Here is a 23,424-nt window from a genome sequence, read left to right as displayed (position 1 = left end):
CCGACCTTGCCTATTCTTTCCGTTGAGCCTCACTTTTGATTTTGTTTCGCCGGAGCCGGCGGCTACCGACCGCGTCACGCTGTTTGCCGACGTAATCTTGCCCTTGCCCCTACCCAAGCTGTACACCTACCGCGTGCCCTACGAGATGAACGACGAGGTCGTGATCGGGGGACGGGTGATTGTGCAGTTTGGGGCCAAAAAAACGCTTAGCTGCATCGTAGCGGCTGTACACGAAACACCGCCAGCCCAGTATCAGGCCAAGTACATTCTCGAATTTATCGACGATGCCCCCGTCGTGACGCAGCCGCAGTTGAAGCTATTTCGCTGGATGGCTGATTATTATATGTGTACGCTGGGCGAGGTTATCAACGCGGCCCTGCCTTCCGCGCTGAAGCTTAGCTCCGAGTCGCGCATTCAGCTACATCCGGCTTACATAGCCGATGGCAGCCCCTACCCTATTTCGGAGCAGGAACAGCAGATTCTGACGGCGCTGAGCACAGAGGATGGCAAGTCGATGACGTTTACCGAAGTTGGGGAGCTGCTTGGTAGCAGCAATTTCCACAAGGTGATTAAGTCTTTGATGCAGAAGGATATCATCTTTCTGTTTGAGCATCTGGCTGATAAGTACTCGCCGAAAGTGGTGAAGAAGGTGCGGCTGGCTCATCATTTTATTGAGGAAAGCGCTCTGGAAGCGTTATTCAGTCAACTGGCTGGTCGGCCCAAGCAGCTTGATGTGCTCATGCGCTATTTGCAGCGTGTGCCAGTGTACCAGAATATCTACGCTAATCATCGGGGCCTAGAGAAAAATGCCCTGACCAGCAGTCCGCACCTTTCGCCCTCCGCGGTGAATACGCTCATCAAAAACGGTGTATTGGAGCAGTTCGACGTGATTGTATCACGCTTCCCGCTCGATGATGAGCCCGAAGCCAAGCTCCACTTTACCCTCAGCGAAGCCCAAACTACCGCCCGCGATGAGGTGTTGACCCAGTTTAGCCAGCGCTACATCGTGCTCTTGCACGGCGTAACAGGCGCGGGCAAAACCGAAATCTACATTGACCTCATTCGCAATGCCCTGGACGGCGGAGGGCAAGTACTGTATCTGCTGCCTGAAATTGCCCTCACCGCCCAGATAGTAACTCGCCTGATGCGCGTATTTGGAACGCGGCTGGGCGTATACCACTCCAAATTCTCAGACAATGAGCGCGTGGAAGTGTGGAATGGCGTGCTTTCGGGCCGGTTTCAGGTGGTGGTAGGCGTGCGTTCGGCCGTGTTTCTGCCCTTCGATAACCTCGCGCTGATTATCGTGGATGAGGAGCACGAGTCGAGCTATAAGCAGTATGAGCCGGCGCCGCGCTATAATGCCCGCGAGGTAGCGTTGATGATGGCCAACTTTCAGGGGGCAAAAACGCTGCTTGGCTCAGCTACGCCGGCCGTCGAAACCTATTACCAGACCCGCGCCGGACGTTGGGGCTTAGTGCAGCTCACAAAGCGCTTCGGCGAGGCGGGTTTACCCGAAATTGAGCTGGTAGATACGCGTAAGCAGCGCGAGGCGAAGAAGATGCACAACCACTTCACGCCCGAGTTACTTAGCGAGATTGAGCGTAAGCTGGGCTTGAAGGAGCAGGTAATTCTGTTTCAAAACCGGCGCGGCTACTCCCCCTTCATTAACTGCTTAGACTGCGGCTGGATTCCGAAGTGTAAGAACTGCGCCGTGAGCTTGAGCTACCACAAGCACAGCCACGAGCTACGCTGCCACTACTGCGGCTACAACGACCGCATGCCGGTTGAATGTCCTGCTTGCGGCTCGCGGGCGTTGAAAACCGTGGGTTTTGGTACGGAGAAAATCGAAGATGACCTCAAAATCATGCTGCCCGCCGCCAACGTGCAGCGCATGGACCTGGACACGACGCGCGCCAAAAACTCCTATCAGCAAATCATTGCGGACTTCGAGAATCAGGTAACGAACGTGCTGGTGGGTACGCAGATGGTGACTAAGGGCCTCGACTTCGCCAACGTGAGCCTAGTAGGCATTATCAACGCCGACAGCATCATTCACTACCCCGATTTTCGGGCGCACGAGCGAGCTTTCCAGATGTTTGTGCAGGTAAGTGGCCGAGCCGGGCGTAAGGGCAAGAAAGGCAAAGTCATTATTCAGACCGCTGACCCCACCCAAGTCATCTTCGATAAGGTAATCCGCAACGACTACCTCGAGTTTTACGAGTACGAAATCGGGCAGCGCCGTGAGTACGGCTTCCCGCCGTTTATGCGCGTGATTCGGCTCACGGTGAAGCACGTCGACCAGCTGCTGGCGGAGCAAGCGGCCATTCTGCTCACGCAGGAACTAGTGGAAAGGCTGGGACGGGAGGCAGTTTTAGGACCTGAGGCGCCGTACATCTTCCGCATTCGCAACTTCTACTTGCAGGAAATTACCGTCAAGATTGACCGGGAACACACGGTGCTGAAGCAGGCCAAAGCGGAAGTTCTGGCGGCTATAAACGTGGTCAAAGACCAAAAAGAGTTTAAGCAAGCGCGCATTGTTGCTGATGTAGACCCGATGTAAGCTTACCAATATTTCACAAAAAAGCCCCCCCAGCACGACGCTGGGGGGCTTTTTTTATCTAAAAGATCAGTTGACTTACAGCGAATCGAGCAAGCCAAGAATAATCAAGACAATACCAATGATGGAGATTATACCACCTAGCACGCCGAAAATACCGCTGATACCGCTGAATAGCGATACCAACAGACCAACCAACAAGAGGATGATACCATTCCGGATGTTGCTATTGAGAGCCGTTGTGTCATCAGCAGAAGCTATTTCCGAACGCTGCTTGAACGCCAGCTTGCCCGCCATTTTATCAGCTTTGTTAACCACCTTTTGTACCAGTGCTTTCTGCACTATGCTCAGCTTTTGAGCAGTAGTAGCCTTTGCGGGCGCGGCAGCAACTGCGGGAGCTACTACCTGAGCAGGGGCTTCGGTTGCGGCTACAGTGGCAGCAGTAGACTCTACTGGACGAGCCATAGCTACTTCCTCTGAAACTTCTACAGGAGCTTCGGCAACGGGAGCAGCTTCGATTTCGGCAGTTTCTTTGGTGGCCGGAGCTACCGTTACGGCGCGCTGCGCGGGGCCATGATACGATGTTGTTTTGGGCAGCATAGCGTATTCGGCGCGATTACAGCTGCTCAACGCGGCAGTTACGGCTACAACGAGCGTCAGCTTGTGCCAGAGTCCGGATAAGTGTTTCATAAGGCGTAAAATGTGGTTAAAAGAAACAAAAACGATGTTCTGTACGGGCCAAAGGTAGAAAGGGGTGGATAAAATCGTCGTTTTGAATATATTTTTTCTGAATTGACCAGCGTTATATTACCTGCTCGACCTTGTGGCGAAGTAAGAAAGTGCGGGCAGATTTATTTTCCGAACGCTTCGGGCCGCTTGTCTGTTTAGCTCATCCGTAGCATCTCTGTTTATTTTCTATGCATATCGTTTCGCTGATTTTTTCGTGGGTTGTATTGCCAGCCGCGCTGCTTATCCAGACAACGTCCTGCACGCAGCCCCCCACCGAAAGCCGTTTCCCGCTCGAAACGGAGCAGCGTCTGAGCTCATCGCGCGATACCAGCGGCTATGTAATAAAGCTCCCCACCGACCCCAATGGCATTGGCAAGTACTATATGGGCCGCCAGATTGCCCACGTAATGGGCCACGAGGGCGCGGGCTGGTTGGAGCGCGATGATCGGCAGCAGGAAGAAGGCACCGATATTCTGCTGCGCGAGCTCAAGCTGAAGCCCACTGATGTGGTGGCCGATATCGGCGCGGGTACCGGTTACTTTACCTTTCAGATGAGCCGACTGGTTCCACAGGGTAAAGTACTTGCGGTGGATATTCAGCCCGAGATGATTGCTTATTTGAAAGAGAACAAGGCTCGCAACAAAGTATCTAACGTAGAGCCCATTCTAAGCACCAAGCAAAACCCCAATTTGCCCCCCAATAGTGTCGATTTAGTACTCATCGTGGATGCCTACCACGAGTTTGACTACCCGCGCGAAATGATGACCGCCATTCGCAAAAGCCTCACGCCTACGGGTCGGCTGGCGCTGGTGGAGTACCGTGCCGAGGACGTAAATGTGCCCATCAAGCGCATTCATAAAATGAGCATAGAGCAGGCACGCAAGGAAATGGCCGCCGTGGGGCTGGAGTTTATTGAAAGCGTGGAAAGCCTGCCGCAACAACATCTGATGTTTTTCCAACGGGCTGATTAGCCTGTTTTGAGTGAAAGATTGAGCCGCCCCGGAGTAGCGCACAGGCCGCTGTTCCGGGGCGGCTGACTTTTGCGCGCCAGCCGCCGACTGCCTGCTTACCTTTGCAGCTATGTCCGCCTTCCCCGATCCTCGTCAGCTTTCCATCCAGGATTTCACCTACGAATTGCCCCCCGGCCGTATTGCGCCGGAGCCCTTGCCCAACCGCGACCAGTCGCGCCTGCTGGTGTATCGTGGGGGGCAAATTTCCGATCAACGCTTCCACGAGCTACCCTCCGAATTGCCCCCCGGCGCCCTGCTGGTCTTCAACGATACGAAAGTGGTGCGGGCCCGATTATTTTGCCAAAAGCCCACAGGTGGCTTAGTAGAGTTGTTTTGTCTGGAGCCCGTAGCGCCCCACCGGGCCGTGGAGCCAGCCATGCAACAAACTGGCAACTGTATCTGGAAATGCCTGGTTGGGAATGGCAAGCGCTGGAAAAGCGGGCCCGTACAGCTGGCTTTCACTGTTGATGATAAGCCCGCCATGCTCACAGCCGAGCGTTTGGAGGCCGCCGAGGGCTATTCACTTATTCAGTTCAGTTGGGAGCCGGCCGCTGTGCCGTTCGCAGATGTGCTACGCTACGCCGGGCATCTGCCGTTGCCGCCCTACCTCAATCGCGAGGACACAGACGTAGATGCCGTACGCTACCAAACCGTGTACGCTGCTAATGAGGGGGCGGTAGCGGCCCCGACGGCTGGCCTGCACTTCTCCGACGCCGTTTTGGCCGACCTGACTGCCCGCGACTTTCATACGGCCCGCGTTACGCTGCATGTGGGCGCCGGCACCTTCCAACCGGTAAAAGCGGAAAACATGGCGGGCCATGCCATGCACGGCGAGTCGTTTGTGGTAGAAGCGGCCGTACTCCGGCAGTTGCTGGCACATGCGCCCTTACCCATCATTGCAGTAGGCACCACCAGCCTGCGTACCCTTGAGAGCATGTATTGGCTGGGTGCTAAGCTGGCCACCCAATCCACTAAGGGGCCAGCCACTGAACTGCACATTGCACAATGGCAGCCTTACGAGGGAACGGCCACAGTTTCTCTTACGGAGGCGTTCCAGACGCTGCTTCAGTACCTGGATAGCACGGGCAGCTCCTTTCTTCGAGCTACCACTCAGTTGCTCATTGCGCCCGGCTACCAGTTCCGGGTAGTGAATGGCTTAGTAACCAACTTCCACCAACCGGAAAGCACACTGTTGCTGCTTGTGGCAGCACTTATCGGCCCCGATTGGCGTCGAGTTTACGACCATGCTTTAGCGCACGAGTATCGGTTTTTGAGCTACGGCGACAGCTCGCTGCTGCTGCCACCTGAGCCCAAGTTGTAGCTCTATCAGAAGAAAGAAAGGAATAAGCCATACTTATTTGCGAGCCTGCCGTATAAGGCCCCGTAAGACACATTTGTCTTCTCCCTTAATTATTAAACTCGTTATGAAAAAGGCTCTTTTGCTGTTCTTTGCAACAGCTTTTTCTTCCGCTGCCTTCGCGCAGACTACTACCACTACTACTGGCAACGAAGCTACCGGCAACACTACCAAAACGGAAGTTGATGTGCGTGACAATGGTACTGTAAAAGCAGAAACCACCACCCGCACCGGTCGCACCGAAGTTGGCCAGAAGCGCTACAACACCACCCAGGACGTGAAGCGTGCTGGCAAGAAAACTGGCAAAGCCGTTGAAAAAGGCGCCAAGAAAACCGGCAAAGCCGTGAAGAAAGGTGCTAACAAAGTCGGCAACAAAGTTGAAGACGTTGTTGATTAGTATTTTTTAGTTTTTGTGCATTAAAAAGCCCCCCAGAACTTCTGGGGGGCTTTTTTGTGTCAGTTAGGATGTTTCAGACTACTGCCCAACAAAGAACAACGCATTGCCAAACAGCAGCTTACCACCCTGCCAGAACCCACGGAACAACGGGTTGTCGGCCAGGTACACCACCTGACCCCGACCCATGCTCTGGGTACCGAGCACAAACGTATCGGTGAGCTTTTGGCGGGCACGACGGCCGGTGAAGCCTGCGGCAGAGCCCTCCTTTTTAAGAATACCAACATTCCAACCACCGTCGCCCAAAAAGCGGTAATTGAGCGTATCGCGCACCAAAGCGTAGTAAGTAGAGCCGTAGCCGAAAGCCAGCGGGTGCGTATTATCGAGCTGCACCCGGTACACGCTGCCCTGCACACGCTCCTCTATCTGGCGCCGCTCCGCATCGGCGTAGCGCCGCAGTGGCGCGTAAGGAGCCGCTTTTTTGGCGGCAGCGGTATCGGCGGGCTTTGTTTTCAGGAGGAAATCCTTGCGGTTGGCGAGGTAAGCGGCGGCCCCTTCCATCGCAATCAGCTTACCACCAGCCCGCACCCAGGTTTTCAGGTTTTCCAAGCCCTTTTCGGGGTAGATATCGGCATAATTCCCATCGGGCAGAATGAGCACGTCGAATTTTTGCAGCGGAATACTATTCAGGTAGTCCGTGCCTATTACGGTAATAGGGTAGCCGATTTGCTGCTCAAAGAAGTGCCATATCTCGCCAAACGCGGTAGGCGAAATGCCTTCACCAGCCACCAGACCCACCGTAGGCTGCTTCACATAGCGCACCGAGCTAGACCCCAAATCAGCACCTGTCGTTGAGAATCCCGAGCGCACGGCCTGCACCATCACCCCCATCGAATCGGCTTGGGCGCGTACAATTTGGTCGAAGCGTGGGCCCATGTTTTCGTTGCCGGTGCGGGTAATAACCAGCGTACCGGCCTGATACTTTTGTCCTTCGGCTTCAAATGGCAGCTCTGCCACCCGTACTTTCACCTTTTTCTGCAACAGTTGACTCAAAAAGCGCAAGTCCTGAATATTAGTCCAGCGAGCTACATAGGCATACGGAGTACCAGTGGCAGGCGCATTGCGAACTGGTGCTGCAGGTGCTCTGGCAGTTGTCGCGTCGTCACCTCTCAACTGTTCTTTCAGCGCGTACGCCTTCAAGCCGTAGGCATATGGCAAGGCCCAGGCGGTAATATCATAGGTCAGTGAATCTTCCAGCGCGGGGCGCGGCTCAAACAGCACCTTCACCAGTGTCGACTTAGGCTGGTACATGCTCACCACAAGGTCGCGGGGCTGTATTTCCACCGATTCATTTTTGCCAGTGGTGTAGTTGAAGCCCTTCGTACGCATTTTGCGCGGCGCATAGCCATAGCTGATCTGCTGCCGATCGAGGTATTTGCGAAGGCTTTCCAGCTGGCCAGGATCGTTGGAGGCGGCCAGCACGTACGTTTTGTAGTCACCTCCTGGCTTGGTGCGAGCGGTGGTATAGTATTTCTCAAACTCCCGCACTAGCGGGTCGTGGCGCTCGGCCGTGGCCTGAATGGTGGCCATGCTGGCGGCGTGGTGGTGGGCAATCCGCTGGCTGAGCGTGAGCGTGTCGCCATCGGATTTCAGAATCTGGACCCCCGCCCGGCCTGAACCGCCCTGCTCATAGGTCATGCCGATGGCGCCGTTGAACGATGGATACGTGTCGCCGTAGCTGGGGTAGAACAGGTCGTAGGTTTCGCGGGTGAAGTACAGCCAGTTGTTTTGGTCGAACACCTTGCGATTGTACTCGCCAATCGTATTTTGGAACTCCCGCTGAAAGGGCGTGATATCCGCATGAAAAGGCTTAGCAGCTGGCGAGAAGTAATACGGGTTATCCACGCCCATCTCGTGAAAGTCGGCGTGCACCTGGGGCAGCCACTGGCTATACAGCGCCACTCGCTGCTGACTTTCCTGTTGCGTTTGCCAAGCCCAGTCGCGGTTCAGATCGAAGTAATAATGGTTAAAACGCCCCCCAGGCCACGGCTCGTGGTGCTCCCAGGCATAAGGTGAAGCGTTGGGCGTGCGGTTGCGGACGCGGTTATACCACTGCGCATACCGCTCACGCCCATCGGGGTTCACGCACGGGTCCAGTAGTACCACCGTATTCTGGAGCCACTGTTGGGTCTGTTGGTTCTGAGGGTTAGCCAGGTCGTAAAGCACCTGCATCATGGCTTCCGACGACACGGCTTCGTTGCCGTGAATGTTGTAGCTCAACCAAACGATGGCGGGATCAGAGGCTCTAGCTGCGCCGCTTTCCAAGCCAGCCCGACGCAGGTTATTGCGGCGGATTTCGTCTAGCCGGCTTAGGTTCTCGGGCGAAGCGATTTGTACCACTTCCAACAGCCGATTTTCATAGGTGCGGCCGTAGGGCTGTAGGCGCATCCGACCACCGGAGTGCTGCACTACATGGTCTACATAGCGCAGCAGCTCTGAATGGGGCGTAAAATTGCCCCCCAGCGGATAGCCTAAGAATTGAGAAGGCGTGAGTAGAGTACCAGCATTGGAAGCTGACGGGGTCGTTTGGGCCTGCGTCGCGCTCAGGCTCCAAAGTGGTAGCAGTAAAAGGAAAAACAGGGTTTGGAAAGAGCCGGCAGAGAGGTGGGTCCGCCAGGTAGCAGGTTTCTTCATAGATTAAAAATGACCAGCTATTGCTGGAACAACAAAAAGGACAAATAACTCAGCGGCTCAAGCAGCTCATCGCTACTTTTAAAGCAAGGTGCTATTCCGCTGGTAGCAGTGCGCGAATCTCTGTTACTTTCGTCGTATTCTTTCTGCCGACTGTCCACTTTTTTCTTCCGCCGATGAAGCTACCGTTATTCTTCCGCTTGCTGACTACCGCCGCGCTGCTGACCAGCACTACCGCGTATGGACAGAAAATCAATGCTGACTCGGTGTATGTGCGTCAGCATTACACCAAAACAGAGCAGCTGGTACCCATGCGCGACGGCCGCAAGTTGCACACCATTATCTACGCTCCCATCGATGCGGCCACGAAGCGCTACCCAGTGCTCATGAACCGCACGCCGTACTCAGCCGGCCCTTATGGTGCTGATACCTATAAAACAGCGCTCGGCCCGTCGCCTACCATGATGCGCGAGGGCTACATTTTTGTGTATCAGGATGTTCGAGGCGCATATATGTCGGAGGGCGAGTTCGTGAATATGCGCCCAGCTAAGGATAAGCCGCGCGGCAAGCAGGACATCGACGAAGGCACCGACACGTTTGATACCATTGAGTGGCTGGTCAAAAAAGGCCCTCGCAACAATGGCCGCGTGGGTCAGTGGGGCATTTCGTATCCGGGCTTCTACACGTCGGTGGGCCTGACTAGCCGGCATCCAGCGCTTAGGGCTTCCTCACCGCAGGCCCCGATTGCGGATTGGTTTTGGGACGACTTTCACCACAACGGCGCTTTCTTCCTACCCCACGCTTTCAACTTCCTGGCCAGCTTCGGGCTGCCCCGCCCCCAGCCCACTCCCAACCGCAACCCGTCGTTTCAGCACGGCACACCCGATGGCTACGACTTCTTCCTGCTCCTGGGTCCGCTTAAAAACGCCAATGAGCGCTATTTCAAGAACAATGTTGCCTTCTGGAACGACCTGATGGCTCACCCCAACTACGACGAGTTCTGGCAGGCGCGCAACCTGCGCCCGCACCTGAAAGATCTGAACCCGAAGACGGCCGTGCTCACCGTGGGCGGCTTCAACGATGCCGAAAACCTGTTTGGAGCGCTGCAAACCTATAAAACCATCGAAAATCAGAACCCTAAGCTCTCTAATCGCATCGTGATGGGGCCGTGGGTACACGGCGGCTGGGCGCGGGGCACCGGCGAAATGGTGGGCAACGTGGCCTACGGCGCGTCGCCGTCGCTTTTCTACCAGGATAGCATTGAAGCGCCGTTTTTCCGGGCGCACTTGAAAGCAGAGAAGCCAACGGACCCAAAGCTGCCCGAAGCCTACATCTTCGAGAGTGGCACAAACCGCTGGCGCACTTTTGATGCGTGGCCGCCCAAGCAGGCGCAGGACCGGACTTTATTTTTCCAGCCTGGGGGGCAAATTTCGTTCAGTAAGCCAACCACTACTGCCGCTGGGGGGCCTTTTGACGAATACATCAGCGACCCCGCCAAGCCGGTTCCCTTCACTGAAGCTACAGCCACCGGTATGACGCGTGAGTACATGACCGACGACCAGCGCTTCGCCAGCCGCCGCCCCGATGTGCTCACCTACCAAACCGACGTGCTCACCGAAGACCTGACCCTGGCTGGCCCTATTCAGGCGCTGTTGCAAGTAGCTACCACCGGAACCGATGCGGATTGGGTTGTCAAAATCATTGATGTGTACCCAAACGATACGCCCGACAACCCACGCAACCTGCCCAATGTGAAACTTGCTGGCTACCAGCAGCTCGTGCGCTCTGAGGTGATGCGCGGCCGCTTCCGGGAAAGCTTTTCGCAGCCCAAAGCCTTCACACCCAATGAAGTAACGGCCGTACCCTTTGCCTTGCAGGACTTGTGTCACACCTTCAAGAAAGGCCACCGCCTGATGGTGCAGGTGCAAAGCTCCTGGTTTCCGCTCGTCGACCGCAATCCGCAGACCTTTGTGCCTAATATTTACGAAGCCAAAGACGAGGATTTCCAGAAAGCCACGCACCGCCTCTACCACTCGCCGGAGCACGCTTCGCAGCTGGTGGTGAAGGTACTGTAGAAGAATACCTCTGCGGCTCAGGCCGCGTATTACTCTCTTTCCATGGAAATTACGCTTACTACCCCGGCGCTACTATTTCCGGCATTGTCGCTGCTGCTGCTGGCTTACACCAACCGCTTTATGGCCTTGGCCAACCGCGTGCGCACGCTCAAATCGCAGTATCAGACCACGCATAGCTCGCACCTGATGCTACAGATTCAGAACCTGCGACAGCGTCTCGTGATTGTGCGCAATATGCAGGCAGTGGGTATAGCCAGCATGTTTGGCTGCGTGCTGTGTATGTTTCTGCTGTTTGCGGGCTTCGTGCAGGCTGGTCAGTTTATCTTCGGCGCGAGTTTGCTGGCGCTGCTGGTATCGTTGGCAATGTCGCTGCGTGAAATTCAGATTTCCGGCGATGCACTTAATATCGAGCTCAACGATATGGAGAATGATGAAGAGCGCCGGCGCGAAGCGGCGGGCCTGTCTCCGCTGCAAAACCACGATGAAACAGAATAGTTCACGCTTTTAAAAGGCACGAAAAAGCCCCCCAAAGTGCGCTCTGGGGGGCTTTTTTATTCTTAATCTTCTCTAATAATTAAGAAGTGACGTCGGCACTCCGAATGCTATCTGGAGCCGATTGAATGATTACTCCTGCGGAATTTCAGCTGCTACAACAGCCGATGGGCCTTTCTCCCGGATTTCGTGCAGCACGCCTTCAGCCACGCCCCGGCCGAATACACACAAACCGGCGTTAAATACGCCCAGCGCTACTGTGCCGGCGGCTACCCATTCGCCGGTAGGCACTTGTTTGCGCTGCAAGGCGGTAGCCCACTGAATAAGGCAGGTTCCAAAACCAATAATCATGAGCCCGGACGGGGCAAATAGCAGCCATTTTTTCTTATGTGTCATCTGTAGGAAGGTTGGAATGATAGGATATAAATGAAAGAATCTTGTCGCCGCCTCAGGGGATCTGAGCGAGAGGCAGGAATGAAGTGACGACTAAAAAACGCGCGCGTCTTTTCTTCAATCGTACCTTTCGCCCTTTAGGTTACGTCTTTCGTAGCTGGGGGGCTTTTTCAGAGCCAACTCAGACCAAGCGCCGCCTTCTCTTCCTTCGCCTTATTTCACTGCCACCATGAGTTCTCTTCGCTACGAACAACTGCTGCGCGCTGCTTTTCGCACCGACGCCGATGCTGCTTATTATCTCACTGAGCCCGACACGGCTGCATACGCCACTTTCGAGCATGCCACCCGCGCCGATGTCCCCTTTCGGTTTGAACGCGTGCGCCTGGGCGTCGCCATGTCCTTGCTCAAGCTGCTCACCGACCTAGGCGACCACGAAGAAAGCCGCCGTGTGCTCGATGTGCTGCACCGCGCGCTGGGCGCCCGCTCGGTCGCCGACATCGACAACGTCATTACCCGCGACGCCAAGCTGTTTGAACGCCTTTACACCAATCTGTACGTGAACGACGAGGGCGAGCAGATTCTGCAGCTTTTCGAGCGCACCCTCGACGCGGCTACTAAGCCCATGATGGATGCTGTCATTGAAGAAGCCCTGGAATTGGCCCAGGAAATCGACTTCGATGCCCTGAATGAAGACGAGGACGACGAGGATGAGTAGGAAGCAGGGGAAATAGCGAAGTCGGGGCACTGCTTCCAAAACAGCCGGCAAAAGCTTATCTTTTCGTAGCGGCTGAGGGGCAATTTGCGCTCACTTTGCCGCGTCCTGTTCCACCCAACTCCCTCCGCTATGACCCTGGTTTTCGTTGGCCTCGTGCTACTTATTGTGGGGTACAATGCGAGTAAGATATCGTATTCCGTTCATCGGTTTCGCAGCCTGCTGCTGTTTGCGGGCGCAACGCTGGTAGTACTGGGGCTGGCGCTGAGCACCGTCGTGCAGATTGATGCCGGGCAGGTGGGCGTTCAGACGTTGTTTGGCAAGGTGCAGCCGCGCATTCTTGTCAGTGGTCTGAATGTGGTGAACCCTTTGGTGAACGTGACCAAGTTTGACACGCGCACGCAGAACTATACCATGTCGGTGCAGCGCGAGGAAGGCCAGCGCGCCGGCGATGATGCCATTCAGGTGCTGACGGCCGACGGGCTGGAAGTTGTCATCGACCTAACGGTGCTCTACCGCGTAGTGCCCGCCCGGACGCCGCATATTCTCTCCACCATCGGCCCCAATTATCAGGATGCCATTGTTCGGCCCGTCGCGCGCACCCGCATCCGCGACAATGCCGTGTACTACGATGCCGTAGCGCTCTACTCCACCCGCCGCGACGAATTTCAGAGCCGCATCTATAACACCATCAACCGCGACTTCCAGCAGCGTGGCCTTCAGCTAGAGCAGCTTCTGATTCGCAATATTCAACTCCCCGCACCCGTCAAGCGGAGCATCGAAAGCAAGATTTCGGCCGAACAGGAAGCCCAGAAAATGCAGTTTGTACTCCAAAAAGAACGTCAGGAAGCCGAGCGTAAGCGCCTTGAAGCCCAGGGCATCGCCGACTACCAGAAAATCATCAGCGCCGAGCTCAGCGACCGGCTCCTGCAATACGAAACTATCAAGGCCAATCAGGCTATTGCCACTTCCGCCAACAGCAAGGTCATCATCATGGGCAACAGCCAAAATGCCCCCCAAGTGTTGATGACGGATAAATAGCTTCAATATATTTCATAGAAAAGCCCCCCAGATTTCTTCTGGGGGGCTTTTTTTAAGATAAATAACTTAGTATCCTGGATTCTGGACTAAGTTGGAGTTCAGATCCGTTTCGCGCTTCGGAATTGGAAGCACCAAAATGTTGCTGGTAATTGGAATGATGACCGGCGGCGTACCTGTAGTTACGATGTTGGTACCAGTACGCTTCAAATCGTGAATGCGGAAGCCTTCGAAAGCTAGCTCCAATTGCCGCTCACGCAAGATAGTGGCCAACGTCAATTGAGGAGCCGTAAGTGTAGTAGCACCAGAGCGAGTACGAACACGGTTGATATCAACCAAGGCAGAAGGGATGTCCCCAGCTCTGAAGGCAGCCTCAGCTCTGATCAAGTACATTTCAGCCAACCGAATTACGGGAATATTCTGACCGAATGTCGTGTACTTGCCCGAGCGAAGCTGTCCACTAAAGCTGTTGGCACCCGTTCCTACATAGATAAGCTGTGAACGACCACGGGCATCATTTGCCTCATACTGGTTAGCAAAAGCAGTCAGAACCTGTACGTCGCCGCGGCCCTGCTGTCCGATGCTGGAGAACAGCGTAGCCAGACCCGTATTAGCAGCACCTGCATTATTCTGATCGTTCTGTTGAATTTCCAGCAGCGTCTCAGAGGTATTGCGGCCCGTGAACACCGATTGCAAAGTTGGCGACAATGATTTGCCGCTATTTGTAATTACGTCGTTGGCTTGCGTACGGGCAGCCGTGAAGTTGCTTTGCTGCAAATACACGCGGGCCAATAAAGCCCTGGCCGTAAAGCGTGAAGCCCGCGAGCCATTGTTAACTGGCAGTAGCGTGGAAGCTTGGGTCAAGTCAGTAATTACTTGTGTATACACCTCTTCTACCGTAGCCCGTGCGCCCAGCACCGAAGCCTCCATAGGCGACTTCACAGGCACTAAATTAATGGCCACTCCCAACTGTGTGTTGGTCGTTCCGGGGGTGTACTGTTTGGCATACAAGCGTACCAGCTCGAAATACATTGCCGCCCGGATAAACCGAGCTTCGCCTTCGTATCGCGCCTTTAGGCCGGCCGTGGTTACTACTGGCAGCGCATCAATAACCAAATTAGCCTGGTTGATGGTCTGATATGCGGCCTGCCAAATACCTTGGGCCGAAGCGTTTTCCGAGTTAGTAGTTCGGCGGGCCAGCTGCCGGTAGTTGGCAAAGGTACCCTGGAAGTTGATGTAGCCATCGGCCGCCATAAGCTCCGGTACCAGAATCAGGTTGGTGCCGTACAGGTTGGAGCCCCCAATGGAAGAGTACAAGCCAGTAACTGCACTGGTTACGTTATCCTCTGAGCTCAACGCCGTAGTGGCATCAATGGCTTGCAGCGGTTCAATATCAAGTTTATCGTCGCACGCCCCCAAGCCCAAGCTCAAGCTCAGGGCTGTAATAGCGGCCGACCGGAAAAATATCGTTTTCATCAGTAATTCCGTTGAGATTAAAAGCCTACGTTAATACCCACCAAGATAGTCTTGGCCAGTGGCGGGGTGTAAAAGTCATGACCAATCAGGAAGTTAGCCTGACCGAAAGCAGCGGTGTTTACCTCTGGGTCATAGCCATCGTAGTTGGTGATGGTGGCCAGGTTTTGAGCCGACACGTAGATACGGGCCGATTGTGCGTAGCCGCGCTTAGCCAGCGTCTGAGGTAGCGTATAGCCCAGGGTCAGGTTCTTTACCCGCAGGAAAGACCCTTTGCTTACCCAGCGCGACGACTGCACGGTGCCATTACCAGCATACAAGCGGGCCTGGGGCACATCCGTAATATCGCCGGGGTTCTGCCACCGATCCAGCTGGTCGATGGTCTGGTTATCGAAGTAGTCACCGTTGGCCGACTGGAAGATACCAGCTGAATTGTAGATGTCGTTGCCGTACACAAACTGGCCCAGTACGCTCAAATCAAAGCCTTTGAACGAGAAAGTATTCGTGATACCACCCGTGTAATCCGGCGTTGGGTCACCTACTTTCTGCAGGAATGCCCCCGAAGCAAGGTTTGTCGTGCTGCCGTCTTCTGCGAAGTAAAGAGCATCACCATTTGCGGGGTCTACCCCGGCGTACTTACGACCGTAGAACACACCAATTGGCTCACCCTGGCGCACACTACCCAGATACTGGCTCTGAATAGGCGCGGCTAATGAAGTGATTTCGTTGCGGTTGAAAGAGATATTGAAGTTGGTGCTCCACTTGAAGTCGCCATCGAAGTTGCGCGTGTTCAGCGCGATTTCCAGACCGCGGTTCTGCAATGAGCCAACGTTTTCGGTGATGCTGGTGTAGCCATTGCTGAAGGCCAACGGACGGCTGAGCAGCAGGTCGGTGGTTTTCTTCTCATACACGTCTATCTCACCCGAAATGCGGTTATCGAAGAAACCGAACTCTAAGCCGAGGTCAGCCTGGGCGGTGCTCTCCCACGACAAATCGGGATTACCTACCACCGTGCTCGGACGGATACCGGCCTGGTCGGCGTAAGGAACTGCCAGGAACAAACCGCGCGAAGCGAAGTTGCCGATTTCGGCGTTACCCGTGAGGCCATAGCTGGCGCGCAGCTTAAGGAAGTTCAGGACGGAATTATCTTGTAGGAAGCCTTCTTCCGAAATTACCCAGCCGATTGAACCAGCGCCGAAGTTGCCGTATTTGTTATTCGCGCCAAAGCGCGACGAGCCGTCGCGGCGTACGCTACCTGACAACAGGTATTTACCTTTGAACGCATAGTTGAGTCGACCGAAGTAAGAGACGAATGAGAAGCCAGTCTGCTCAGAAGCTGAGCCTGCTGTTTTGATGGCCGCACTGGCGACCTTGGTAAACTCAGGATTAGGAAAGCCCCGGCCCTCGGCTGAAGTCTCTTTCGTATCAGAACGCTGGAAGGAGAAACCGAGCAGTGCCTCTACGTTGTGGTCTTCGTTAAAAGTAGTGTTATAAACAGCCGTGTTGTTGGTGGTGTAGTTAATAACCTGCACTTGGTTGCTGAAGCCATAGCCTGTGTTACCACCGTCCTGGGTACCAGCTGCACGGTATAGGTTTTCGTTTAGGTTGAGAAAGTCAGCACCTGCTTCTGTGCGCAGCGTCAAGTTCTTGATAGGTTGATAAGAGAGGTTAAAATTGCTGAATGAACGATATGTGCCAGCACGATTTTGGCCTCTTGCCAAGTCAATCAGGTTATTGTAGTAAAGCGTGTTCCGGTTCAGCTCATTTGTCTCAGGATCGATCTTGGGCTGAATAGGTGGTAAGGCGTTTAACTGCACAGGGTTAGAGAACGCATTATCATTAGGCGTACGATCATTCACCGAACGCGTTAAAGATAAGTTTAAGCCTACGCGCAGTTTCTCCGTAATAGAGTGGTCGAGGTTGATGCGGGCACTACCCCGGCGATAGCGGTTACCAACGATGATACCCGTCTGGTCGTTGTAAGTTGTACTAAGATAGAAGCGCGTTTTGGCATCCCCTCCACTTACGTTCACATCATACTGAGCTACTTTACCCTTGCGGAAAGGCTCATCGGACCATTTTTGATCAACGTCAGAATTAATATCTAAGCCGCTAGCTTCAAACTCTTCTGCAGCATCATAGCCTTCGTTGTCGGCAGCTTCTGTAAACAGCTCTTTATACTGCTCCGCGTTCAGAAACTCTTGCCGACGAGTGGTTTCGCTGGTACCTACATAATAGCCTAGGTTGACTTTGGTCTGACCTTGACGACCACTTTTGGTGGTTACGAGAATAACGCCGTTAGACGCGCGTGAGCCATAAATCGCTGATGAAGCCGCATCCTTTAGAATAGTAATGGACTCAATGTCGTTTGGGTTTAAATCAGCTAGCGGGTTCAAAGGCTCCGTATCCGAGCCAACATCCTGCGAAGTCACAGGAATACCATCAATTACATACAAAGGCTGGTTGGAAGCAGTTACGGACGAAGAGCCTCGCACCCGGATTTGCACCCCGGATCCGAGCTTCCCCGAACCTTGGTTGATTGTAACACCAGGTGTACGACCTTGAATGGCTTGCTCAAAGCTTACAGTTGGCACATTTTCTACGTCCTTGCTGCTGAGCTGCGTTACGGAGCCGGTCACTTCTGACTTGGCTTGGCTACCATAACCTACTACTACGGCTTCGTTGAGTACCGTTTCATTGGTAGCCAAACGCACATTAACCACTGATTGCTCGCCGACTGGGATAGTCTGGGTGTTAAACCCGATAGAGCTAACAATCAAGGTAGCATTAGGCTGCACGGTGAGCGAGAAAGCGCCATCGGCGCTCGTGCTAACACCATTGGTGGTGCCGCGCTCAAGCACTGTTACACCGGGTAGGCCCGATCCATCAGCATCGGTTATGCGGCCAGTCACCGTCCGGGTTTGAGCCCACGCGGTTGTCACCAGCAGTAAGCACCAGACAAGAGAGAGTAAAAATTTTTGTTTCATTTAGAGATTGGCTTGTGGCCCAGTTAGAGTGAACAAATACCGATTTGCCAAACCGGCAGCATAAGTGTGAAAGAGTGGAAAAAGTGAAAGAAATGTTACTACCGTTTTTGCCAATGCAAGCCTGCATTAGCGTATGTGGCGCTTAAATTAAGGAATAAATGCATTTTCTTTAGTGTTGGATGCTATGGCAGCCATCTTAGCGAGGGCCAACTCGTGCTTTTGGGCTTTTTTATTTCTCCTTCCTCTATTGCCGACCTAACCTCCTCTTCCCTATTATAGCCTTCTTTGGACATACGTCTTCAAGCGCGAGAGCGGTTTCCTGATCCCTATTCTATCAAAAAGCCCCCATTTGTCAGTCTATCGCCTTATCCAACCGCTAGAGTGACTTTAGATAGAGTTACTCATTTCTAGTATTATTTTAACAAGTTATAAAAAGCGTAAGTAATATGCATACTTACTGCTGTTCTGTCTTATTAAATAACGATTCGCGCACATCAGCACAATTAATATGCTGACTGCTGCACATGCTCAAAAAAGCCCCCCAAGATAACTCTGGGGGGCTTTTTTTGAGTGTTGTAACTGATAACTACTTTAGCATCTCGTGAAGCACGGTTTGCATAGAAAACACGCGGTTGCCAGCTTCCTGAATCACAAGTGAATTGGGCGAATCCAGAATAGCGTCCGACACTTCCACGTTGCGGCGCACGGGCAGACAGTGCAGAAATTTGGCATCGTGGGTACCAGCCATATACTCGGGCGTGAGCATCCACGCGGGGTCGTTGCTGATGACTTGGCCGTAATCTAAATAGCTGCTCCAGTTCTTGGCCTGCACGAAGTCGGCGCCTTCTAGGGCCTTCTTCTGGTCATACTCGATGCGGGCTCCTTTGGTAAACTGGGGGGCTAATTCGTAGCCTTTGGGGTGGGTGATGACAAAGTCGACCCAATCGATTTCTGAGAACCAGTCGGCGAAAGAGTTGGGCACGCATTGGGGCAGGGCGCGCACGTGCGGAGCCCAGGTCAGCACCACTTTCACGCGCTCCTTCTGCTTATGCTCGGCCACCGTAATCAGGTCAGCGAACGACTGGAGCGGGTGCAGGGTGGCGCTTTCCAGACTGATAATGGGCACGGTCGCGTACGTCAGAATCTTGTTGAATACTTCCTCGCTGTAGTCAGCCTCGCGGTCTTTGAGCGTGGGGAAGGTGCGCACGCCCAGTACATCGCAATACTGGCTCATCACGGCAATAGCCTCCTTGATATGCTCTTGGGTGCCGCCGTTCATCACCGCGCCATCGGCCATTTCCAGCGTCCAGGAATCGGCGCCGGCGTTGAGCACCCAGGCTTGCGCACCAAGGTTGTAAGCCGCTTTGATGGAGCTAAGGCGGGTGCGTAGGCTGGGATTGAAGAAGATCAGCCCGACGGTTTTGTTCTTGCCGATGTGCTGGTAGCCGTAGGGGTTCGCCTTGATTTCTAGGGCTTGCTGCAACAGGGCTTTGTAGTCGCCTGCATCGGCGAAGGAGGTGAAGTTTTTCATGGGATGTGCACAAAGGGAAATGGCGTCAGACTGAGGCACGGAGACGAAAGGCTGCTGTTGTGTCTTGCTCAAGCCTACTAAAATCAAAACCAGGTATTCGCTTATTTGAGAGACGTCGGATTGATTCTAATAAAGCTGATTGAAGCAGTAGTTCTCTTTGTGGGATTGAGCCATGTAGAAAAGCGAAGTAATCTATTACGATTCTTACGTCTGTTTCACGGCTGGCCTTGGAAATTCTAGTATGCTCTTTAGGATGATTGGACTCAAGAATAACTAGCACCACATCCCAGGTCGAAATTCCAGAGCCGTAATACACAGATTCGATTTTAGAATTAACAACCTTTTCCGTTGAACTTCTGATCTCTCTGAATGCGTCACCAATATCAGATTCAATAATCCCGCCTATCCAAAGCTTCATAAGCACGATATTCTTAGACTAAGAATTAGCCTCAACTGTCAACTGAAGTCCCTCATACAGCGGAAACACATGATAGCCACAGTGCTCAGTGAAAACTGCAACTTCTCGGAATTCCGGTGCCTCAATGGCAAAAGCGTAATGGAATTCAACTTTGGAGTCGTCTTCAAACTGAATTCTTACTATACCTTCCAGGGGAAAATCGGAAGCATCGAGCTTATGCTGCTCGATGCTTCCTTTAGCAGTTAAATAGTCTTGAAGCTTGATCTTCCAGCGCTCTGGCAGGTCTTCTTGGCGCATAATGTTCAACGGTAAGACGCAACTATGCGTCTCTACATCGCCTTATACTCGTTCCAACTCTTGATCTTCAGATCCTCCAGTTTCAGCGTGCAGAAGGCTTGAATAAACGCTTTGGCCAACCGGGCATTCGTTAGCAAGCCTACGCCGAAGTCCACGGCGGTGCGGCGGATTTTGTAGTCGTTGTCCAGCTCGCCTTTTGAGAGGTTCTTGGGGATGTTGATGACCAAGTCGATTTTCTTCTCCTTGAGGTAAGTTAGTACGTTAGGCTCCTGGTGGTCGTCGGGCCAGAAGACCAGGGAGCTTGGCACGTTGTTTTCGGCAAAAAAGCGGTGCGTGCCCTGCGTGGCGTAGATGGTGTAGCCGCTTTGCAACAGCAGCCGCGCCGATTCTAGCAACGCTATCTTAGAGAGGATAGGGCCGCTGGAAATCAGCACCGACTTCTGCGGAATCTTGTAGCCCACGCTTAGCATCGATTTCAACAGGGCTTCCTCGGCCGTGTCGCCCAGGCAGCCCACTTCGCCGGTGCTCACCATGTCCACCCGCAGTACCGGATCGGCGCCGGGCAGGCGAGTAAACGAGAACTGGGGGGCTTTTACACCCACGAAGGGCAGGTCGTAGACCAGCTCGCTCGCGTCGCGCTCCACTTTCTTGCCCAGCAACACCTGGGTGGCCTTGCGAATGAGGTTGTGGCCCGACACCTTGGACACGAACGGGAAGGAGCGGGAGGCGCGGATGTTGCACTCAATCACCCGGATTTCACGGTTTTTCTCCAGGAATTGGATGTTGAATGGCCCGCTGATTTCATAGCGTTTGGCAATCTTCTCAGCAATGATTTTGAGCTTGCGCACCGTGCCCACGTACACGCGCTGGGGCGGGTAGTACATGGTGGCGTCGCCGGAGTGCACCCCGGCAAACTCCACGTGCTCGGAAATGGCATAGCTCACGATTTGGCCCTTGTCGGCCACCGCGTCCAGCTCAATCTCCTTCGCTTCCTGGATAAACTCCGACACCACCACGGGGTATTCGGCGCTTACCTCAGTAGCCGCCCGCAGAAATGCTTCCATCTCAAACGCGTTGGAAACCACGTTCATAGAAGCTCCCGACAACACGTAGCTCGGACGAATCAGTACGGGGTAGCCCACCTCGTTCACGAACTCAAACATGGCGTCCAGCGAAGTCAGCTCTTTCCAGCGGGGCTGCGCAATGCCCAGCTCGTCCATGATGCTGCTGAACTTGTGGCGGTTCTCAGCTTCATCAATGCGAGCCGGCGCTGTACCTAGGATGGGCGCATTCGCATCGGCCAAACGAGTGGCGAGGTTGTTCGGAATTTGCCCCCCAGTAGACAAAATAATGCCCCCCGGCTGCTCAAAATCCAGAATATCCATCACCCGCTCGAAGCTCAGCTCCTCGAAGTACAGCCGGTCGCTAACGTCGTAGTCGGTGCTGACAGTTTCGGGGTTGTAGTTGATGATAATGGTTTTGTAGCCCTCCTCAGCAGCCGTCTGCACAGCCTGCACGCCGCACCAGTCGAATTCCACAGAGCTGCCGATGCGGTACACGCCCGAGCCCAGCACCACCACCGACTTAGCGGTTTCGGGCTCCAGGTCGTTTTCGGTGCCGTGGTAGGTGCTGTAGAGGTAGTTGGTTTTGGCCGGAAATTCGGCGGCCAGCGTGTCAATCTGCTTGATGACGGGCAGCACACCCAGGGCCTTGCGGCGGGCCCGCACGAGTAGCTCGTCGGCTTTTACGTCGCCTTCGCCGAGCAGCTTCACGGCTATTTGCTGGTCCGAGAAGCCGGCTTTCTTCACGTCACGCAGCAGGCCAGTTTCCAGGGCATCTAGGCCGTTGCCGCGCTTAGCGGCCAGCTTCTTGCCCAACTCGAAAATGGTCAGCAGCCGCTGCAAGAACCAGTGGTCAATCCTGGTCAGATCGTGCACTTGGTTGAGCGTATAGCCGGCCTCAAACGCCAAGTTGATGGCGAAGATGCGCTCCTCGTTCGGCTCGCTCAGCAGCTTGTCGATGGTAGCGTTATCCACCTGCTCGGGCTTGTTGGCCACGAAGCCGCGCTTGCCGGTATCCAGCATGCGCAGGCCCTTCTGAATAGCTTCCTCGAAGGATTTACCGATGGCCATAACCTCACCCACGCTCTTCATGGCCGAGCCAATCTGCCGGTTCACGCCCTCAAACTTGGCCAGATCCCAGCGCGGCAGCTTCACTACCACGTAGTCTAGAGCCGGTTCAAAGAAAGCCGAAGTCGTCTGCGTCACGCTGTTTTTAAGCTCCGACAGCGAGTAGCCTAAGCTCAGCTTGGCCGCCACAAACGCCAGTGGGTAGCCCGTCGCCTTGGAAGCCAGCGCCGAGGAGCGCGACAAGCGGGCATTCACCTCAATCACGCGGTAGTCCTCCGAAACGGGGTCGAGGGCGTACTGAATGTTGCACTCGCCCACAATGCCGAGGTGGCGAATGGTCTTGATGCCGATGCTGCGCAGCTTGTGGTACTCGCGGTTGCTCAGCGTCTGCGACGGCGCCACCACGATGCTCTCCCCAGTATGAATGCCAATGGGGTCGAAGTTCTCCATGTTGCAGACCGTGATGCAGTTGTCATACTGGTCGCGCACCACTTCGTACTCCACTTCCTTCCAGCCCTTCAGCGACTCCTCCACCAGAATTTGGTCGGATGTGGTGAAGGATTTCTGCGCCAGGGCCCGCAGTTCGTCCATGTCATTGGCAAAGCCGCTGCCCAAGCCACCCAGCGCGAACGCCGCCCGTACGATAATCGGGAAACCGATTTTCTCGGCTGCGGCCAGCGCATCCTCCATGTTCGTCACGGCTACACTGCGGGCCGAAAGCACCCCAATCTGTTCGAGCTTCTCCTTGAAAATATCCCGGTCCTCGGTGTCGATGATGCTTTGCACGGGCGTGCCCAGCACCTTCACGTTATACTTCTCAAACACTCCGTCGCGGAACAATGCCACGGCGCAGTTCAGGGCAGTTTGCCCCCCAAAGGCTACCAGAATACCATCGGGCTTTTCCTTTTTGATGACTTCCTCCACGAAGTAGGGCGTCACGGGCAGGAAGTACACGTCGTCGGCAATGTTGTCCGACGTCTGCACGGTGGCGATGTTGGGGTTGATGAGGATAGTGCGGATACCTTCCTCTTTCAGCGCCTTGAGGGCTTGGGAGCCGGAGTAATCGAACTCACCGGCCTCGCCAATTTTCAGCGCGCCGGAACCGAGGATGAGAACTTTGTTGGGTTTTTCCATTCTAAGG

Annotated in this window: 17 protein-coding genes; 8 read left to right on the top strand and 9 right to left on the bottom strand. The window is 54.4% G+C overall.

Features of this window, described 5'->3' with window-relative positions:
* Window positions 1-22 precede the first annotated feature (22 nt).
* Entirely contained in the window at window positions 23-2,560 is a 2,538-nt protein-coding gene (priA, locus tag H8B13_RS07485) for a primosomal protein N' (RefSeq protein ID WP_187310167.1), read from the top strand.
* A 75-nt stretch (window positions 2,561-2,635) separates the two neighbouring features.
* On the opposite strand, the gene H8B13_RS07480 is transcribed toward priA, so the two are convergent.
* On the bottom strand, window positions 2,636-3,247 hold the full coding sequence (locus H8B13_RS07480) for a hypothetical protein (RefSeq protein ID WP_187310166.1): 612 nt from the start codon (window positions 3,245-3,247) through the stop codon (window positions 2,636-2,638).
* A gap of 227 nt (window positions 3,248-3,474) precedes the next feature.
* Between H8B13_RS07480 and H8B13_RS07475 the strand changes: the two genes are divergently transcribed.
* From H8B13_RS07475 to H8B13_RS07465, 3 genes are all read left to right on the top strand, one after another.
* On the top strand, window positions 3,475-4,257 hold the full coding sequence (locus H8B13_RS07475) for a class I SAM-dependent methyltransferase (RefSeq protein WP_187310165.1): 783 nt from the start codon (window positions 3,475-3,477) through the stop codon (window positions 4,255-4,257).
* 109 nt (window positions 4,258-4,366) lie between these two features.
* Entirely contained in the window at window positions 4,367-5,617 is a 1,251-nt protein-coding gene (locus H8B13_RS07470; protein ID WP_187310164.1) for an S-adenosylmethionine:tRNA ribosyltransferase-isomerase, read from the top strand.
* Between the two features lie 103 nt (window positions 5,618-5,720).
* Window positions 5,721-6,050, top strand: coding sequence for a hypothetical protein (locus H8B13_RS07465; protein WP_187310163.1), 330 nt, complete (start codon window positions 5,721-5,723; stop codon window positions 6,048-6,050).
* Between the two features lie 78 nt (window positions 6,051-6,128).
* On the opposite strand, the gene H8B13_RS07460 is transcribed toward H8B13_RS07465, so the two are convergent.
* A complete protein-coding gene (locus tag H8B13_RS07460; RefSeq protein ID WP_187310162.1) occupies window positions 6,129-8,741 on the bottom strand; it encodes a M14 family metallopeptidase in 2,613 nt (870 codons plus the stop codon).
* A gap of 173 nt (window positions 8,742-8,914) precedes the next feature.
* On the opposite strand from H8B13_RS07460, the gene H8B13_RS07455 reads away from it, so the two are divergent.
* Window positions 8,915-10,813 carry a CocE/NonD family hydrolase gene (locus H8B13_RS07455; protein ID WP_187310161.1) on the top strand — a complete coding sequence of 633 codons (1,899 nt, stop codon included), beginning with the start codon at window positions 8,915-8,917 and terminating at the stop codon, window positions 10,811-10,813.
* Window positions 10,814-10,855: 42 nt separating this feature from the next.
* On the top strand, window positions 10,856-11,308 hold the full coding sequence (locus H8B13_RS07450; protein WP_187310160.1) for a DUF2721 domain-containing protein: 453 nt from the start codon (window positions 10,856-10,858) through the stop codon (window positions 11,306-11,308).
* 129 nt (window positions 11,309-11,437) lie between these two features.
* Here the strand turns inward: H8B13_RS07450 and H8B13_RS07445 are convergent, their stop codons facing one another.
* A complete protein-coding gene (locus H8B13_RS07445) occupies window positions 11,438-11,701 on the bottom strand; it encodes a hypothetical protein (protein WP_187310159.1) in 264 nt (87 codons plus the stop codon).
* 226 nt (window positions 11,702-11,927) lie between these two features.
* Between H8B13_RS07445 and H8B13_RS07440 the strand changes: the two genes are divergently transcribed.
* Window positions 11,928-12,413: a hypothetical protein gene (locus tag H8B13_RS07440; RefSeq protein WP_187310158.1), complete on the top strand. Its 486-nt coding sequence runs from the start codon at window positions 11,928-11,930 to the stop codon at window positions 12,411-12,413.
* Window positions 12,414-12,542: 129 nt separating this feature from the next.
* On the top strand, window positions 12,543-13,451 hold the full coding sequence (locus H8B13_RS07435; RefSeq protein ID WP_187310157.1) for a prohibitin family protein: 909 nt from the start codon (window positions 12,543-12,545) through the stop codon (window positions 13,449-13,451).
* Window positions 13,452-13,517: 66 nt separating this feature from the next.
* On the opposite strand, the gene H8B13_RS07430 is transcribed toward H8B13_RS07435, so the two are convergent.
* The 6 genes from H8B13_RS07430 to carB all read right to left on the bottom strand — a co-directional run bounded on the left by H8B13_RS07430 (window position 13,518) and on the right by carB (window position 23,417).
* A complete protein-coding gene (locus H8B13_RS07430) occupies window positions 13,518-14,924 on the bottom strand; it encodes a RagB/SusD family nutrient uptake outer membrane protein (protein ID WP_187310156.1) in 1,407 nt (468 codons plus the stop codon).
* Between the two features lie 17 nt (window positions 14,925-14,941).
* The gene (locus H8B13_RS07425) at window positions 14,942-17,908 is read right to left on the bottom strand and encodes a SusC/RagA family TonB-linked outer membrane protein (RefSeq protein ID WP_187310155.1); all 2,967 of its coding nucleotides are present in this window, start codon (window positions 17,906-17,908) and stop codon (window positions 14,942-14,944) included.
* A gap of 586 nt (window positions 17,909-18,494) precedes the next feature.
* Window positions 18,495-19,439: an acetylornithine carbamoyltransferase gene (locus H8B13_RS07420; protein ID WP_187310154.1), complete on the bottom strand. Its 945-nt coding sequence runs from the start codon at window positions 19,437-19,439 to the stop codon at window positions 18,495-18,497.
* A 25-nt stretch (window positions 19,440-19,464) separates the two neighbouring features.
* Complete coding sequence (locus H8B13_RS07415; RefSeq protein WP_187310153.1) at window positions 19,465-19,857, bottom strand: Imm44 family immunity protein; 393 nt, start codon at window positions 19,855-19,857, stop codon at window positions 19,465-19,467.
* Between the two features lie 18 nt (window positions 19,858-19,875).
* Window positions 19,876-20,154, bottom strand: coding sequence for a hypothetical protein (locus H8B13_RS07410; RefSeq protein WP_187310152.1), 279 nt, complete (start codon window positions 20,152-20,154; stop codon window positions 19,876-19,878).
* A gap of 32 nt (window positions 20,155-20,186) precedes the next feature.
* Complete coding sequence (gene carB, locus H8B13_RS07405; protein WP_187310151.1) at window positions 20,187-23,417, bottom strand: carbamoyl-phosphate synthase (glutamine-hydrolyzing) large subunit; 3,231 nt, start codon at window positions 23,415-23,417, stop codon at window positions 20,187-20,189.
* Between the last annotated feature and the right edge of the window lie 7 nt (window positions 23,418-23,424).

This window comes from Hymenobacter sp. BT188 (assembly GCF_014333585.1).
Lineage (GTDB): Bacteria > Bacteroidota > Bacteroidia > Cytophagales > Hymenobacteraceae > Hymenobacter.
This window is presented reverse-complemented; position numbering and strand designations above follow the sequence as displayed.

Excerpts from the sequence above, each read along its gene's own strand:
- H8B13_RS07445 (WP_187310159.1), bottom strand. The coding sequence starts at position 11,701 with ATGACACATAAGAAAAAATGGCTGCTATTTGCCCCGTCCGGGCTCATG.
- H8B13_RS07460 (WP_187310162.1), bottom strand. The coding sequence starts at position 8,741 with ATGAAGAAACCTGCTACCTGGCGGACCCACCTCTCTGCCGGCTCTTTC.
- H8B13_RS07410 (WP_187310152.1), bottom strand. The coding sequence starts at position 20,154 with ATGCGCCAAGAAGACCTGCCAGAGCGCTGGAAGATCAAGCTTCAAGAC.
- H8B13_RS07435 (WP_187310157.1), top strand. The coding sequence starts at position 12,543 with ATGACCCTGGTTTTCGTTGGCCTCGTGCTACTTATTGTGGGGTACAAT.
- H8B13_RS07480 (WP_187310166.1), bottom strand. The coding sequence starts at position 3,247 with ATGAAACACTTATCCGGACTCTGGCACAAGCTGACGCTCGTTGTAGCC.
- H8B13_RS07475 (WP_187310165.1), top strand. The coding sequence starts at position 3,475 with ATGCATATCGTTTCGCTGATTTTTTCGTGGGTTGTATTGCCAGCCGCG.
- H8B13_RS07415 (WP_187310153.1), bottom strand. The coding sequence starts at position 19,857 with ATGAAGCTTTGGATAGGCGGGATTATTGAATCTGATATTGGTGACGCA.
- H8B13_RS07470 (WP_187310164.1), top strand. The coding sequence starts at position 4,367 with ATGTCCGCCTTCCCCGATCCTCGTCAGCTTTCCATCCAGGATTTCACC.
- H8B13_RS07430 (WP_187310156.1), bottom strand. The coding sequence starts at position 14,924 with ATGAAAACGATATTTTTCCGGTCGGCCGCTATTACAGCCCTGAGCTTG.
- H8B13_RS07450 (WP_187310160.1), top strand. The coding sequence starts at position 10,856 with ATGGAAATTACGCTTACTACCCCGGCGCTACTATTTCCGGCATTGTCG.
- H8B13_RS07440 (WP_187310158.1), top strand. The coding sequence starts at position 11,928 with ATGAGTTCTCTTCGCTACGAACAACTGCTGCGCGCTGCTTTTCGCACC.
- H8B13_RS07465 (WP_187310163.1), top strand. The coding sequence starts at position 5,721 with ATGAAAAAGGCTCTTTTGCTGTTCTTTGCAACAGCTTTTTCTTCCGCT.
- carB (WP_187310151.1), bottom strand. The coding sequence starts at position 23,417 with ATGGAAAAACCCAACAAAGTTCTCATCCTCGGTTCCGGCGCGCTGAAA.
- H8B13_RS07420 (WP_187310154.1), bottom strand. The coding sequence starts at position 19,439 with ATGAAAAACTTCACCTCCTTCGCCGATGCAGGCGACTACAAAGCCCTG.
- H8B13_RS07455 (WP_187310161.1), top strand. The coding sequence starts at position 8,915 with ATGAAGCTACCGTTATTCTTCCGCTTGCTGACTACCGCCGCGCTGCTG.
- H8B13_RS07425 (WP_187310155.1), bottom strand. The coding sequence starts at position 17,908 with ATGAAACAAAAATTTTTACTCTCTCTTGTCTGGTGCTTACTGCTGGTG.